Genomic DNA, 14,547 nt, shown 5'->3' on the forward strand with positions numbered 1-14,547 from the left:
CGTCGGAGCACCAGCAATCCCACCCGCGGCCGTAACCGCTTCCGTCATGCGTGTCCTCACCGATTTGCCCGCGGAAGGTTGTTTTGATTTTGCGGGGTTATTTGTTTTGTTTGTAAGGGAATACAATCCGAGGCAGACAGGAATATCAAGCCCCTTTAAGCAGATAGATGTTAATCATTTCGTATGTTTATCATTTTGCAGAGCGCAATAATGTCATTGCAGCGCAAAATGTTTTGCATTACGATGGATTTTTGACATTGAGGGAGTGTGGAGATTCAGAGGATTTATTGATAAAATGGACAATTGAATTGCATCGGGAGACAAGAAAATTAAGAGGGAGGCGCTTGCGCGCCGCTTGTCGCGCTGGTTTCCGGATCTGGCCATGCGACTTCGCCGCAGACCGTCCGGAATGACGCGCAAGAGGAGAGTCGTAAGCAGACGCAGGTGAAAACCGTGTCGAGGGACGGCGTGAGTTCAGGCTGGCAGCACTCGGTTCAATGTCGGCGTGTGGTTACAACTCAGCCCCAAACGCCCTCATTCCGGACAAGTGAGGCGCAAGCCAAACGCTGATCCGGAATCCAGCGCGACAAGAGCGGCAAAGCCGCCACGCCTCTACTTCCCTATCCGACCCTGGAGCCTACTCCGCAACCACCTTCACCGGCTCACCCACGCGGAAGGCTTCCAGCAAGGCATCGCGCTTCAGTGCGGCCTTCTCCATCACCTCGCGACGGATGTGACCGTAGCCGCGGATGGTGTCCGGCCACGCCGCCAGTTCGATCGCCGCCGCGTGGTTGTCGAAGCTCAAACCGCCCGTGATCTCGTCGATCACCGCCATGCAGTCGTCGCGCAGCGCCAGTTCCGCCTTGCGGTCGGCCAACCGCGAGAACGGATCGATCGCCGTTCCGCGAATGCGGCGCATGCGGGCCAGAAGCCGGAAGGCACGCATCATCCACGGCCCAAAGACGCGCTTCCTTGCCTCGCCGGTCTTCGGATCCTCACCGCCGAAGATTGGTGGGGCGAGATGGAAGCTGACCTTCTTCCAGCCGGAGAACTGCGCCTCCATCTGACGCTGGAAGCTGCCGTCGGTGTAAAGCCGAGCGACCTCATATTCGTCCTTGATCGCCATCAGCTTGAAGAGATTGCGCGCCGCCATCTCGCTCAGCGCTGTGGAGCCGGGCACGGCCCCATTCCTCTGCCTGGCGCAGCTTCGACAAACGATCGGCATAACCCTGCGCATAGGTCGCATCGTGATAGTCGACCAGGAAACGGGTGCGCCGCTCAATCATCTCCTCAAGGTTTTCCGAAATCCGGGCCGTGCCTTGCGCCTTGGCGGTCGGACGCGCGGTGAGCGCTTCCACCTTCTCATGATCGGCGGCAGCAAGCCGTCCCCAGCGGAAGGCGTCGCGGTTCATGGAAACCGCCACGCCGTTCATCTCAATCGCCTGCTCGATGGCTTCGGCCGACAGCGGAACGCCGCCCGCCTGCCAAGCATAGCCCAGCATGAACATGTTGGCCGCAATCGCATCGCCCATCAGCGCAGTCGCGATCTTCGTGGCTTCCACGAAATGCGAGGCGCCGGGTCTGGCCCGCTGGCCGATGGCATGGATCAGACGACGACCGGGCAGCAAGAAATCGGCGTCATGGGTAAAGGAGCCGGGATAGATCTCATGCGTGTTGACGACGATGGTGGAACGTTCCGGATCTGCCGCCGACAGCACCTTGGCCGAGCCCGCCACCACGATATCGCAGCCGATGACGAGATCGGCAACCCCCGCGCCGACGCGGATGGAATTGATCGCGTCCGGATCCCCGGCGATACGGATATGGCTGGTCACCGCCCCGCCCCTCTGGGCAAGACCCGCCATGTCGATGATGCCGGTGCCCTTGCCTCCCAGATGCGCGGCCATGCCGAGCACCGCGCCGACGGTGACGACGCCCGTGCCGCCCACGCCGGTGAGAAGGATGGCGTAGGAACCGGGACCATCGAGCGTCGGAAGCTCAGGCGCGGCGAGACCGGAAATATCCGACCCGTCCATTTCAACCGCCCCCACCGGCTTCTTGCGCAGCTCCGCCCCTTCCACGGTGACGAAGCTCGGGCAGAAACCCTTCAGGCACGAGAAGTCCTTGTTGCAGGTCGACTGATCGATCTGCCGCTTGCGACCGAATTCCGTCTCCAGCGGCTGAATGGCGACGCAGTTCGACTTCACGCCGCAATCGCCGCAGCCCTCGCACACCAGCTCGTTGATGACCACGCGCTTGTCGGGATCGGGGAATGTGCCGCGCTCACGCCGGCGGCGCTTTTCCGCCGCGCACGTCTGATCATAGATCAGGATGGACAGCCCCTCGACGCCTGAGAGCTCCCGCTCCACGTCGAGAAGCTCGTCGCGGTGATGGATGGTCGTGCCCTTCCGCCAGCCGATCGAGGGTAGATACTTGCCCGGCTCGTCGGTGACGATGGCAATGCGGTTTGCGCCTTCGCCCGCCACCTGGGCGGCGATCTGCGGCACGGAGAGCCCACCGTCATGCGGCTGCCCACCGGTCATCGCGACCGCGTCGTTATAGAGAATCTTGTAGGTGACGTTGACGCGGGAGGCCGCGGCAGCCCGGATCGCCAGATAGCCGGAACGGTTGTAGGTTCCATCGCCGAGATTCTGGAAGACGTGATCGCGGATGGAGAACGGCGCCTCGCCCACCCAGTTGGCGCCCTCGCCGCTCATCTGGGTGTAGCCTTCCGTGTTGCGGTCCATCCACTGCGCCATGAAGTGACAGCCAATGCCGGCATAGGCGCGCGAGCCCTCCGACACCTGGGTGGAGGAATTGTGCGGGCACCCGGCGCAGAAATAGGGCGTGCGCACGGCCACGTCCTCGGTCTTGCGCAAGATCTCCTGAGCCTCGGCCAGATGGCGGGTGCGGGCGATCAGTTCCTCGTTGGGCGAGAACTTCGAAACCCGCTCGCCGATGGCAACCGCGATGTCGTTGGCCTCCAGCGCGCCCTTGGCAGGGAAGAGCCAGCGGCCCTCCTCGTCGCGCTTGCCGACGATGACCGGGGCGTCAGTGCGCCCGTAAAGGATCTCGCGCATCCGGCTCTCGATCAGGTCGCGCTTTTCCTCAACGACGACAACTTCCTCCAACCCCTCAGCAAAGCGGCGGATATGGATATCCGTCCGGCTCCAGCGGCCAGGAGCACCCGACCTTGTAGAGCCGGATGCCGAAATCGGCGCATTTCACCTCGTCGACCCCGAGACTGTCGAGCGTCTGCAGCACATCGAGCCAGCTCTTGCCCATCGACACGATGTCGATCCGCGGCTTCCTGCCGCCGGAATGGACGATCCGGTCGAGACCGTTAACAGTCAGATAGGTAAGGGCTGCGGGCAGCTTCACCTCGTGCAGCCGCGCCTCATGGGCAAGCGGCGGATCGCCGATGCGGATATGCGGCCCGCCTTCGGGGAAGGCGAAATCGGGAAGATCGGGAGAGAACCGCGCAAGCGAGGCATAGACCGAGCCGGTCGATTCCTCGTTGTCCCTTGAAGCATTTCATGCCCGCCCACACCCCGGCGAACCGCGACAACGCCCAGCCATGCAGACCGTAATCGAGCATTTCCTGAACGCCCGCCGGGTTGAGGACCGGGATCATCGCATCGACGAAGGCATATTCGGACTGGTGTGCGGTGGTGGAAGCTTTCGCAGGTGTGGTCATCGCCCATCAGCGCCAGAACGCCACCATGCGGGCTGGTTCCGGCCAGATTGGCATGGCGGAAGGCCATCGCCGGAACGGTCGACGCCCGGCCCCTTGCCGTACCAGATGCCGAAGACGCCCTTAACGCGCCCCTCGCCGCGCATGGCGCGACCTGCTGCGTGCCCCACAGGGCCGTGGCCGCCAGATCCTCGTTGATGGCGGGTTGAAAATGGATATCGCGCGGCGCCAGAAGCTTCTTGGCGCGTGAGAACTGCTGATCGAGCCCGCCCAGCGGCGAGCCGCGATAACCCGTGACAATAGCCGCCGGTGGAAAGACCCGCGGCCTCGTCCAGCGCCTTGCGCATCAACGCCAACCGTACCAGCGCCTGGGTTCCCGAGATGAAAACACGGTCGATATCAAAATCGTATTTGTCATCGAGGCGAACCGGCTTCAGGTGCATGTGATCTCCAATGTCGATTTCGAACAGGACGCAAGTCAGGCGAGGCGCGCGCAAAAGCTAATGAGAACGCTTGCGCTGCAGCGGCAGGGAGGGCCGCCGATCATGCCGTCGCCGACGGGGCCGGTCTGGGCAACCGGCCATGCGAGATCCTCCATAGCTTGGCCGAGAGGGAGGCAACACGTCAAATGGTTTATTGGAAATATATCGCATGAGATCCAGCAATTGAACTAAATGACCCTCAGGACGTTTTCCACATATGGATCAGATTATCCACAGTGTTCACCCACTTGAGAAAGCAAATTGTGCAGTGTTTCAGATTGAAAAACGAGAGAGGAATTCATGCGACGCATCCGTTTGCACGCGCCGGGTCAGACGATCTTCATTTTGCCGATCCCGCCCTTCTGGATGCTGGTTATCGGCTACGCAATTCTGGCACTGGGCTGCTGGATACGGAGGATTTAGACGCCCCCCAATCCCTCCGCCGGTCATCCCTGACTTGATCGGGGATGACGGCGGAGGGGGCGGACGGTGTCGCGTCCTACCCGTAGATTACGTCTGGCAACCACGTCGCGATCTGCGGCAGGAACCAGATCAGCGCAAGCGCTGCGACCTGCAACAGCACATAGGGAATGATGCCCCTGTAAATCGCGGAAGTGCGCACGCTGTCGGGCGCCACCCCGCGCAGGTGGAACAGCGCAAAGCCGAAGGGCGGGGGGAGGAACGAGGTCTGCAGGTTGACCGCCATCATCACAGCCAGCCAGACCCGGCTCATCGGCTCGCCGCCGAGCATCTCCATCTTCAGAAGCACCGGCGCCACCAGCGGCACGACGACGAAGACAATCTCCAGAAAATCGAGAAAGAAACCGAGGACAAACATCACCGCCATGACGGCCAGGACCGCGCCGAAGGTTCCGCCCGGCAGATCGGACAGTGCCGACTTGACCAGCTCCTCGCCGCCGAGATCGCCAAAGACCAGCGAGAAGAAACTCGCCCCGATGACGATGGCAAAGACCATCGAGGTGATCCGCACACTCTGGCGCGACACGTCTCCGAGAACGCCGGAACGGATGAGGCGCACCAGCACCAGCGCAAAACTCGCCGCAAAGGCTACCGACAGGAAGACGGCAATGACGATTCCGACCATGTCGAAGGTCGGGATGTCGTCGCGCATGGGGCGCAGATCGACGAAGGATGTCAGAACAAGCAGGCCGATGAGATTAGGCAAAGGCGATGCGCACGGCACGGCTCGCACCGGTCGCCAGACGGTTTCCTGCCAGAAGCAGCGCGCCTGCCGCCCCCACGCCCGCGGCTTCCGTCGGCGTCGCGATGCCCGCCAGAATGGAGCCAAGCACGGCGACGATCAGCACCACCGGCGGCATCAGGGCCGACAGAATCTCGCCCTTCGGCAAATCCTCGTCCTCGCTGACCATGGCGGGCGCGGCCTTGGGGCGGATCAATACCACGACCATCTGCCAGCCGATATAGAGGCTGACCAGCATCAACCCCGGCAGCAGCGCCCCGGCAAAGAGATCGCCGACAGAAACGGTATCGGGCGCGAAATTGCCCATCTCCATCTGCGCCTTCTGATAGGCGTTGGCGAGCTGATCACCGAGGATGACCAGCACGATGGAGGGCGGAATGATCTGGCCGAGCGTTCTGGTCGCCGCAATCCCGCCGCAGACAAGGACGGGCGAATAGCCGTTCCTCAGCATGGTCGGCAGCGACATCAGTCCCATCGTGACCACGGTCACCCCGACGATGCCGGTCGACGCCGCCAGGAGCGTGCCGACCAGCGTGACAGCCAGCGCCAGCCCACCGTTCATCCGCCCGAAAAGACGTCCCATCGATTCCAGCAGATCTTCCGCGATCCGCGATCGTTCGAGCACCACGTCCATGAAGATGAACAGCGGCACGACGACCAGCACTTCGTTGGTCATCTGGTCGAAGATGCGCAAGAGAAGTGCTGCAAGCGTGATCGAGGCGCCCGCGAAATGACCCAGCAGCGCGAAGACGAGCGCGATGCCCGCCAGCGTGAAGGCGACCGGAAAGCCCGACATCAGGAAGATGCAAGCCGCAACGAACATCAGGATATCGAGAGAATGGACGAGATCGGTGGGATTGAGCAGCATGGACATCACGCGACCTTCTCGCCGTCGACGCCCACCTCACGGGTGAAACGGCGCAGGACGATCGAACTGCCTGCCAGCGCCAGAACCACCTTGAAGACGATGCCGATCCCCTGCAATGCCATCAGCCCGGCAAAGACCAGAATAAGCGTCTTGAGAAGGAAGATGGCCTGAATGCCGGAGGTCTCGCGCGAGCCTTCCAGGATCGACCAGGACCGCGCCACATAGGGCGTCGACACCCAGAGGATGACGCCGCACATGGGCAGCAGAAAGAAGATCATGCCCAACGTATCGACCAGCGCCCGGGTGCGCGGCCGGGCGTCCCGGTAGAGAATATCGACCCGCACATGGGCATCGACGGCCAGCGTGTAGGCACCCGCCAGCAGAAAGGTCGAGGCATGCAGGTAAACGATCGATTCCTGCATCCAGATGGAGCCGAGGCCGAAGACATAGCGCATCAGCACCACCGTCACCTGTATCACCACCATCAGGGGCATAGCCCAGGCGATACCTCGCCCGATGAGGGTATTGAGACGATCGATGGCGACGGCGACGGCAAGCATAAGCAGAATCCCGGGGAAACCTTGCGTTCGCATAGCACTGCGGGAGCGAAATAAAAACGGGCCATTGGTGCGGTTTTCTATTCCTTCCAAACCCCGCCCCGTTCTCCCTTGGGTTAATTGCCGCAACGGCATTTTACAGACACAATTGCGTAAATTTTCATTGAAAAAAGTATCTATATCTTCGCACAACCGCACGAATTCTGTGGAGCAGCGGACATGCGCCGAAAATGCAAGGCCCTGCTGGCACTGGCATTTCTTTTCCCTGCGACCGCAGGGCACGCCTGCACGGGCGACATTGTCGCCTGCCTGACGGGCGGCTCCGAGACCACAAGCCGTCCCGGCTACTGGCATCATGTATTCAAGACGAACATCTACGGCGAACAATCCGCCTTTCAGAACCGCCTGCACTACGACCTCGCGTTCTCCCGCGGGCCGGAAGGTCAAGGGCGCCTTGAGAGCCGCTCCGGCAGTCTTCTCGTCTGTCCAATGACCTGGGAAGTTACAGAGAGCGGAAAGATCGTTCTCGGCTACATGCTTCACGGACGCGAGTTGCAGATGCAAGTGACGGCCGCGACCTATCAGGGCGCGGATCACAGCGACGTCACGTGCGGCTATCAAACCGCCAATCTCGTGATCACTCAGGCAATCAACCTGAATACGACGAACCTGATTACTAACTGCTACCACTGGGTGCAGGCACTGTGAGTAAGTCCGCCCCCGAAAAGCTTGTCGCAGACAAACTCGTTGCCGAAGAGCCCGACACCGATGGCGCTTCGACATCACTGCGAAAGCGTATGCGGAGAATATTCGGAATCAGGTTTTTCAGCGAGGCCGCTTTGGCCGGTTTGCTGGGTTGGTTGTTTACCCTGTTCCTCACTGACTATCAGCAACTCAGGGCGGAGGAGACCCGGCTGCTAGGATTAGCGCAGGACTATGTCGGTGCGGTCCACCAAATTCTCAGTCAACCGGAGCCCTCGGTGAAACGAGCGCCCGACCAGCGGCAGAACGACAGAGAGAAGTTCGCGACGGCCTCGGCAAAGCTTGCCGGTTTGCGGCGGGAGCTCGACACGTTCGCCCCAGGGTTGAGCACGGATCTGCTGATATTCCATGCAAACCTGAAGATGGCCGTCGTCGGCGTCCACGGCACGCGGGAGACTCCGGAGGGAACGCTTACCGCGTTCGCTTTTCTTCGGGGGAATTCGCTCCGTTGAGTGCGCGCCTCGACCGGTGCCTCACACTCTATGAAACGCATAGCATCTTCGAATTCTTCCTTCGCATCACGATACGGCCCGTTGAAAGCTGCAGCGAATAGCCTGTCCGGGACCGGCGTCTCTCGATCCTTGCCATTTGATCAAAGCACCTTGAGAGGCTCCATGACTTTCATCTGCATTCGAAGGATTTCGTACGCGGCGCTCGCGGTGCTGATGAGCGCGGGCGTAAGCACAGCAGCTGACCGTCCCGCTCCTGACGCCCGTCCTGTTCAACTCTATTATCTCGCCGTGGGATCCGAGGACTATGCCTATGTCTCCGATCCCGAACGCGGCCGTGTGCAGCCTGAGGACGGCGCGCAAGGGCTTTTGGGACGGGTTTCGGCACCCGAACATTCCGCCCGGCGGGTCGCCGAAGCGCTGGAGGCCGCCGGGACACATTCGTGCATCCTGCTGACCTCCGACATCAGCAATGCGCCGGGCGAAGGACGCATCTCGCGCGAGGATGTCTTTTCCGCCCTCACCGCGCTGAAACGCCGGATCAGGCAAGATAAGGCAGAAAACCCGCGCATCGTCTTCTATTTCATGGAGCACGGGTTCATGGGGCACGGGCTCGGAGATGCAGCAGGGCGCAATCTCTATCTCCTGTTCGGCAACCTGGAATTCACCAACAGCGCCGGTCAAAGCTTCACGCTCAGACTGATCAAGCGCGCAATCTGGAGCTGGGACGTGCTGTCCGCCCTCGTCTATTTCCGCGAAGACGACAGCATGCGCCATTTCGACGATTTCGTTCCCAGCCAGCTTATGCCCGACATCACCGATTGGCAGGACACACAGGCGGCCTTGCGCCGACAGCAGGAATTGATCGACATAGATCGGCAACGACGTGCGGAGAACGCATACCGCACGGACGGCAATCCGCTCGTTCCCTTCCTCGCCCTTTTCGACAATTGTTATGCCTCGGTGACCCAGGAACTGACCGGATTGGCGTCGATCGCTCCACTCGTCTTCCCCTTCTCCGCCCTGATGGATCAATCGCTGGCCAAACTGACCGACGAAGGCCTCGCGTTTTTCGCCGCAGAGCCCGGTCGTCAGATTTCCGATCTCGCCGACACGACGCGCGAAGGCTCGCAAGCAAACGCCCCGAGGATAGGATCGCTCGCCCGCCATCTCGTCGCCGTCATCGAGGCCCGACGCAAGGCCGGCAGGCCTCTCTCCGTTGCCGCGGTCGCGCACGTCTTCGGCCGGGGCGTTGCTCCGAACGAGTTCTCTTCGCCCATGCAGGAGGCGGCGAACTTTGCCGATTGGGTGCCATATGACGTGCCCGGTGCAAGATTAAAGGAGGACGTCACGGAGGTTGATCTCCTGCCCTTTTCCGGCAAGAACGCCGGGGCAACAGTCGAGCGCACCGGCACCGGCGCATCTCTCTCCACTTGTTGCGAATAGAAAAGCCGCTCAAGATCGAAACCTCGGGCGGCCTTTGATTTCAGAGGATCGAACCGGACCACAGCCACCCCGACCCGATCGACTTGTGGCTCAGAAGCTCAGCGACAGATCGCGGTGCCCGGACGAGCAGGCCGCGACATAGAGCGACTGGTCTTCCGACAGACGCGGCTGGAGACGCAGACCGATCGTGTCGCGGATCGCCGCCTCGTAGGCCTCAAGCGGGGCCTCCGCCTTCTGCCGCCAGGCAAGACCCGTCTCGTATGTCGTCATCACCTCCGCGATTGCCGCGCGGGTCGCGTCCTTGTCCGGCGTCTTGGAGCGCATCGCCTTACGCACGTCGTTGACCGCCGAGCGCAGATCCGACGTGCCCTCCACATCGCAGATCTGCCGCGTAGTCGACAAAGGCGTCCGGCTTCAACTCGTCGAGTTTCGGCTCCAGCGTATCGAACTCCGCCTTGAGCGCGACATAGGCAGACGTGTCGTGCAGCACCTTGAGCGTTTCCTGCAAGGGCTCGTAGGCCTGATCGCTCAGGCGCCGATAGGTCTGACGCGCCGTTTGCTCCTTGCACTGAATCTTGGAAAACGCGCTGCTGCGCTCCTTCCAGTCCGCCGGGATCTGCGCCTTCAACTCGGCGTGCTCGGCCTTCAGCTTCTCCACCTTGGCCTTCGCGCGCTCGCCGCGCACCTCGGTGTAGATGCCGTTCGGTTCGGCGCGATTAATGATCAGCTCCTCTCGATCTTCGCCTCCAGACGACGCATGTCGCGTTCGAGCGACCGCACCTCATCATGGATTGGACGATAGTCGCCTGCCGCCGCGTCGACATTCTTCTACACGGCAATGATCGCGTCCATCGCGGGCATGACCTCGCCCGCCCAGCCGATCGACTCCGCCAGATCGTCGCGCAGATCCTCCGGCAGAACGGAGAGATCCAGCGTCTTGGCCTTATCTATGGCCGAGGAGATGGCGGTGCCGTTTTCGGCGTATTGCTCGCGATCCCATTCCTCCATGCAATATTGCAGGCATGGGTTGCGGGGCGGCAGAGCGGTTTTCGAAGTCAGCGCCACGCAGTTGGGTAGGTAGTTCACCAGCGGCGGATAGAAGCCGACGATGCAAAGCATAAACAGCTGCAACCCGATGAAGGCGATGGCGCCCTTGTAGATGGAGAGCGTGCGCACCGTCGGGGGCGCGACACCGCGCAGGTAGAACAGCGCAAAGCCGCAGGGCGGGGTGAGGAACGAGGTCTGGATGTTCAGACCGATCATCACGCCCAGCCACACCGCGGTGACGTTTGCGCCCGGATCGGAGAGCAGGATCGGCACCACGACCACCGCGATTTCGATGGAATCGAGGAAGAAGCCGAGGATGAAGATCACCAGCATCACGATGAAGAACTGCATCCAGAACCCGCCGGGTAGGCCTTGCAGGGACTCGCGCACCAGCTCCTCGCCACCGAAGGCGCGGAAGGCGGCCGTCAGCATGGCCACGCCGATCAGGATGATGAAGACCAGCGACGAGGTCTTCGCCGTCTCGATCATCACCTCGCGCAGCGTGTTTTCGAACTTCATCGTGCGCCAGCCGCTCCACAGGAGCGCGATCAGCAGAAGAGAGACCGCGATGAGATGAGGGCGACCGCGAGCGAAGTCACGTCCGCTTGCGTCTGGATGCTCTTGATGTTGACCGAATGGAAGCCGACCACCATGGCGATGGCGATCAACGCAACGACCGCGAGCGTGGCGGGCCGATAAGCCCCTTTCTCACCTTCGCGCAAACGATACCCGGCCATGATCATGGCACCCGCGGCACCGATCGCGCCCGCCTGATTGACGGTGGCGACGCCCGCGATGATCGACCCCAGCACCAGGAGGATCAGCGCCAGCGGCGGCACGAGCGTCACCGTCACCTTGCCGAGGAACCGGGCGTTGATCTTCTCGCCGGTATGGACCGACGGCGCCAGATGCGGTTTGGCGATCGCAAAGCCCAGAATGAACAGCATTTAGAGCCCGACCAGCAGCAGGCCGGGCACGAAGGCGCCGAGGAACATTTCACCGGCCGACGTGGAGATCACGCCGAAATCCGACGGCATGGAGATCTCGCCGGTCGACGCCTTGTAGAGCTGCTGGCGCAGCGTCCCGGCCTGATCGACCGCGCTGGCCAACTGATCGGCCAGCATAATCAGCACGATGGAGGGCGAAATGATCTGCCCCAGCGTGCCTGAGGCGGCAATCGTGCCGGTGGCCAGCGGCACCGAATACTTGGAGCGCAACATGGCGGGCAGCGAGATCAGCCCCATCGCCACCACGGTCGCGTTGACGATGCCGGTGGTCGCGGCCAGAAACGCGCCCACGAAGACGACGGAGATGCCGAGACCGCCGGGTACTGGACCGAACAGCGTCGCCATGGTGACCAGCAGGTCCTCCGCGATCTTGGAACGCTGCAGCATGATGTCCATGAAGACGAAGAGCGGGATGGCGATCAGCGTATCGCGCTCCACCTCCCAGTAGACGCCTCTGAAGTTGGTAACGCCGGCAGACAACCACTGGCCCGGACCGCCGAGCGCGAAATAGGCATCGGGATTGCCCGCAAAGAGCCCGCCGGAGAAGGCCGCGATTGCGATGGTGACGATGGCCGACCCCGGTAGCGCGAAAGCAACCAGAAAACAGGAGCCCAGCGCCGTCGCCATCACGATGATCAGAAGGACGAGAAAGAAGAGTTCCATGAAAGTCTCGCTCAGCGGCTACTGGACGGCGTGGATGGTGTGTTCGCGGCCCCCCGGCTCGTCGCGGATATCGGTGACCGCCTGGAGGAAGTAGCTTACGAACTGGATCATCATCGACGTGGCGAAGACGGCGAGAAACGCGGTCATCAGATACTTGACGTAGAGACCGAAGCTCGCCTGGGTTGTCTCGAACGACAGCAGCGGCGAGTTGATGATGTTGGACTTGCCGCCCATGCCCACCACCAGCCCGACCCAGCACAACGCGATGCCGAAGACCACCGAACCGAAGGCGTTGACGAAGCCCTTGGTGCGCGGGGAGAAGTTCGTGAAGAAGACGTCCACGCACACATGCCCCTCCTCCTTCAGCGTGTAGGCGCTGGCGAAAAGGAAGAGCGCGGCGTACCAGAAGCGCACCAAGTCGGCCATGAAGGCCTGCTCGTAGAAAAAGATGCAGCGGCACAGGACGATCAGCAGCTCCGCCACCACCACGAGAAGCGCAAGCCAGGGGAAGCCCAGTGTCCGCGTGAAGATCGCGATGACGATGGCAAGCCCGATCAACGGCATGTGGACATAGGTCCCGCACCAGTGCGAACGGCCGAGATCGGCGCCAATCTCGTGTCCAACCACCGCGTCGAGAAGGCCCTCCACGCGCAGGAAAGAGATCGCCATGTCCGCCAGCCCGACACGATCAGCACGGTCCAGAAGGCTGCGCGGATGATGAAGGCGTTGATGTCGGAGATACACTGGGAATTCACCCTGAGCGGCGTATCGCGATGCGTTCGCACATAGATGAAGGCGGCCGCGATCCCCACGACATAGAGACCCGACTGGAGATAGACGGTTGGATCGCCCGAGGAGAAGGCGAACGCGCCGGGCATGTACAGCCAGTAGGTCAGATAGTTGTTGAGGAGAAAGGCGGCCAGGACGGCGAGAACCGACCAACCGAAGAGACGAACTACCATTGCATTCTCATTCGATCATGCGAGCCGGCCGAGGCACGGGCTGCTTTTGCGATCTTTTTTCCGGTTGCCTCATGCACCACGCACCGGCCGCAGGCTCCGGGAGCCCATTGCGACACCGCATGGCGAATGCACGACATCACGGAAAAACCTTCGGACAGGACGAGATGGGATAGACGGGCGGGCCCCGGTTCGGGTTCGCCCGTCTGATCAGGATTCGCGATCAGACCGTGATGCCGAGCACCCGGTTGCGCTGCGCGGTGTAGCCGGTGTCGGCGAGTAGCATCGAGCGGCCGAGATCTGAGCGCGCCTTGGCGAAGCTCTCGTGCACCCGGCGCGTCAGATCGGAATGCTCAACGGTCTCCGCGAAGACCTCTTCCACCGCCTCACCGAAGGCGTCGTAGACCTCGTCGGAGAACTTCCTGATCTTCACGCCGTGCTCTTTGATCAGCTTGTCGAAATAGGCGCCGTTGTTCTGGTTGGTTTCCGCAGCCTGCATGGCGTTTTCTTCCATGCAAGCCGCCTCGATGATCATATGATCGATCTTCGGCAGGCTGGTGAACCGGGACTTGTTAGTCCCCAGAACGAGCTGGGTGCCCGGCTCGTGCATGCCGGGATAGTAGTAGTACTGCGCCGCTTCGTAGAACTTCATGAAGTATTCGTTCCACGGACCGACCAATTCGGTCGCATCGATCGCGCCCGATACGAGGTTTTCGTAGATCTGACCGCCCAGCAGGGCGACCGGAGACGCGCCGAGCTTGGCCAGAACGTCGCCGCCCAGCCCCGGCATGCGCATCTTCAGGCCCTTCAGATCGTCGGCCGTCTCGATTTCCTTGTTGAACCAGCCGCCCATCTGGACGCCGGTGTTGCCCGCGGCGAAATTCTGCAAGCCATAGCCGTCGACCAATTCGTCCCACAGTTCCTGACCGCCACCGAACTTGATCCAGGCGTCCATTTCAGCATAAGTCAGGCCGAAGGACACGGACGTGAAATAGGCCCAGGTCGGGTGTTTGCCCTTCCAGTAGTAGTTGGCACCGATGTAGGCCTGCGCATTGCCCGAAGCCACTTCATCGAAGCTGTCGAAGGCGCCCACGCGCTCGCCGGCGGCGAAATACTGCACGTTGATATGGCCTTCGGTCAGTTCGCCGATGCGCGCGGCAAGGCGCTGGGCCGAGGTGCCGAGGCCGGGGAAGTCACGCGGCCAGGTGGAGACGATGACCATGTCCGTGGTGGATTGTGCGCGAACCGCGGGCGCAACCAGCGTAGCAGCCGCAGCGGCGCCCGCACCGAGACCCGTGTTCTTCAAGAATGAACGACGATTCATGAGTTTATTCCTCCCGAGTAAAAAAAGCGCGACAAGCATGCCGCGCTTACGATGACACCGCGCTCCA

15 protein-coding genes and 1 pseudogene are annotated in these 14,547 nt (G+C 61.7%); 4 read left to right on the forward strand and 12 right to left on the reverse strand.

The features are described 5' to 3' along the window. Positions 1-637: 637 nt before the first annotated feature. A pseudogene (locus QNJ43_RS18680) lies at positions 638-4,137 on the reverse strand (indolepyruvate ferredoxin oxidoreductase family protein). Between the two features lie 339 nt (positions 4,138-4,476). Between QNJ43_RS18680 and QNJ43_RS18685 the strand changes: the two are divergent. Beyond that, the gene (locus tag QNJ43_RS18685; protein ID WP_300472054.1) at positions 4,477-4,599 is read left to right on the forward strand and encodes a hypothetical protein; all 123 of its coding nucleotides are present in this window, start codon (positions 4,477-4,479) and stop codon (positions 4,597-4,599) included. A 76-nt stretch (positions 4,600-4,675) separates the two neighbouring features. Here QNJ43_RS18685 and QNJ43_RS27410 read toward each other — a convergent pair whose 3' ends face one another. From QNJ43_RS27410 to QNJ43_RS18695, 3 genes are read right to left on the reverse strand one after another with little or no spacing between them, the layout of a single operon-like run. Next, a complete protein-coding gene (locus tag QNJ43_RS27410; RefSeq protein ID WP_346433042.1) occupies positions 4,676-5,389 on the reverse strand; it encodes a TRAP transporter large permease subunit in 714 nt (237 codons plus the stop codon). Then, entirely contained in the window at positions 5,355-6,272 is a 918-nt protein-coding gene (locus QNJ43_RS27415; protein WP_346433044.1) for a TRAP transporter large permease subunit, read from the reverse strand. The genes QNJ43_RS27410 and QNJ43_RS27415 overlap by 35 nt, the downstream gene beginning before the upstream one ends. Further along, positions 6,272-6,826 carry a TRAP transporter small permease subunit gene (locus tag QNJ43_RS18695; RefSeq protein ID WP_300472055.1) on the reverse strand — a complete coding sequence of 185 codons (555 nt, stop codon included), beginning with the start codon at positions 6,824-6,826 and terminating at the stop codon, positions 6,272-6,274. Before QNJ43_RS18695 ends, QNJ43_RS27415 begins: the two co-directional genes overlap by 1 nt. A gap of 216 nt (positions 6,827-7,042) precedes the next feature. Here QNJ43_RS18695 and QNJ43_RS18700 point away from each other — a divergent pair, with 216 nt between their 5' ends. The 3 genes from QNJ43_RS18700 to QNJ43_RS18710 all read left to right on the forward strand — a co-directional run bounded on the left by QNJ43_RS18700 (position 7,043) and on the right by QNJ43_RS18710 (position 9,480). Next, positions 7,043-7,531 carry a hypothetical protein gene (locus QNJ43_RS18700; protein ID WP_300472056.1) on the forward strand — a complete coding sequence of 163 codons (489 nt, stop codon included), beginning with the start codon at positions 7,043-7,045 and terminating at the stop codon, positions 7,529-7,531. Next, on the forward strand, positions 7,528-8,037 hold the full coding sequence (locus QNJ43_RS18705; RefSeq protein ID WP_300472057.1) for a hypothetical protein: 510 nt from the start codon (positions 7,528-7,530) through the stop codon (positions 8,035-8,037). The genes QNJ43_RS18700 and QNJ43_RS18705 overlap by 4 nt, the downstream gene beginning before the upstream one ends. Before the next feature lie 288 nt (positions 8,038-8,325). Next, the gene (locus tag QNJ43_RS18710) at positions 8,326-9,480 is read left to right on the forward strand and encodes a hypothetical protein (RefSeq protein WP_300472058.1); all 1,155 of its coding nucleotides are present in this window, start codon (positions 8,326-8,328) and stop codon (positions 9,478-9,480) included. Positions 9,481-9,570: 90 nt separating this feature from the next. Here QNJ43_RS18710 and QNJ43_RS18715 read toward each other — a convergent pair whose 3' ends face one another. The 8 genes from QNJ43_RS18715 to QNJ43_RS18750 all read right to left on the reverse strand — a co-directional run bounded on the left by QNJ43_RS18715 (position 9,571) and on the right by QNJ43_RS18750 (position 14,480). After that, positions 9,571-9,816 (reverse strand): hypothetical protein, encoded by a 246-nt coding sequence (locus QNJ43_RS18715; protein WP_300472059.1) that lies wholly within the window; start codon positions 9,814-9,816, stop codon positions 9,571-9,573. Further along, positions 9,809-10,165 (reverse strand): hypothetical protein, encoded by a 357-nt coding sequence (locus QNJ43_RS18720; RefSeq protein ID WP_300472060.1) that lies wholly within the window; start codon positions 10,163-10,165, stop codon positions 9,809-9,811. The genes QNJ43_RS18715 and QNJ43_RS18720 overlap by 8 nt, the downstream gene beginning before the upstream one ends. Before the next feature lie 143 nt (positions 10,166-10,308). After that, positions 10,309-11,046 (reverse strand): TRAP transporter large permease subunit, encoded by a 738-nt coding sequence (locus QNJ43_RS18725; protein ID WP_300472061.1) that lies wholly within the window; start codon positions 11,044-11,046, stop codon positions 10,309-10,311. Positions 11,047-11,075: 29 nt separating this feature from the next. Beyond that, on the reverse strand, positions 11,076-11,474 hold the full coding sequence (locus QNJ43_RS18730; protein ID WP_300472062.1) for a TRAP transporter large permease subunit: 399 nt from the start codon (positions 11,472-11,474) through the stop codon (positions 11,076-11,078). Then, positions 11,475-12,197, reverse strand: a complete 723-nt coding sequence (locus QNJ43_RS18735) for a TRAP transporter large permease subunit (protein WP_300472063.1) — start codon at positions 12,195-12,197, stop codon at positions 11,475-11,477. A gap of 18 nt (positions 12,198-12,215) precedes the next feature. Then, positions 12,216-12,866: a TRAP transporter small permease subunit gene (locus tag QNJ43_RS18740; RefSeq protein WP_300472064.1), complete on the reverse strand. Its 651-nt coding sequence runs from the start codon at positions 12,864-12,866 to the stop codon at positions 12,216-12,218. Beyond that, positions 12,752-13,159 (reverse strand): hypothetical protein, encoded by a 408-nt coding sequence (locus QNJ43_RS18745; protein WP_300472065.1) that lies wholly within the window; start codon positions 13,157-13,159, stop codon positions 12,752-12,754. Before QNJ43_RS18745 ends, QNJ43_RS18740 begins: the two co-directional genes overlap by 115 nt. Before the next feature lie 220 nt (positions 13,160-13,379). Then, positions 13,380-14,480, reverse strand: coding sequence for a TRAP transporter substrate-binding protein (locus QNJ43_RS18750; RefSeq protein WP_300472066.1), 1,101 nt, complete (start codon positions 14,478-14,480; stop codon positions 13,380-13,382). Positions 14,481-14,547: the final 67 nt, after the last annotated feature.

It is taken from the genome of Breoghania sp. (assembly GCF_030066895.1).
GTDB lineage: Bacteria > Pseudomonadota > Alphaproteobacteria > Rhizobiales > Stappiaceae > Breoghania.

Coding starts and splice junctions, on each gene's coding strand:
- QNJ43_RS18685 (WP_300472054.1), top strand. CDS start 4,477: ATGCGACGCATCCGTTTGCACGCGCCGGGTCAGACGATCTTCATTTTG.
- QNJ43_RS27415 (WP_346433044.1), bottom strand. CDS start 6,272: ATGTCCATGCTGCTCAATCCCACCGATCTCGTCCATTCTCTCGATATC.
- QNJ43_RS18695 (WP_300472055.1), bottom strand. CDS start 6,826: ATGCTTGCCGTCGCCGTCGCCATCGATCGTCTCAATACCCTCATCGGG.
- QNJ43_RS18700 (WP_300472056.1), top strand. CDS start 7,043: ATGCGCCGAAAATGCAAGGCCCTGCTGGCACTGGCATTTCTTTTCCCT.
- QNJ43_RS18725 (WP_300472061.1), bottom strand. CDS start 11,046: ATGAAGTTCGAAAACACGCTGCGCGAGGTGATGATCGAGACGGCGAAG.
- QNJ43_RS18730 (WP_300472062.1), bottom strand. CDS start 11,474: ATGCTGTTCATTCTGGGCTTTGCGATCGCCAAACCGCATCTGGCGCCG.
- QNJ43_RS18735 (WP_300472063.1), bottom strand. CDS start 12,197: ATGGAACTCTTCTTTCTCGTCCTTCTGATCATCGTGATGGCGACGGCG.
- QNJ43_RS18740 (WP_300472064.1), bottom strand. CDS start 12,866: ATGGCGATCTCTTTCCTGCGCGTGGAGGGCCTTCTCGACGCGGTGGTT.
- QNJ43_RS18745 (WP_300472065.1), bottom strand. CDS start 13,159: ATGGTAGTTCGTCTCTTCGGTTGGTCGGTTCTCGCCGTCCTGGCCGCC.
- QNJ43_RS18750 (WP_300472066.1), bottom strand. CDS start 14,480: ATGAATCGTCGTTCATTCTTGAAGAACACGGGTCTCGGTGCGGGCGCC.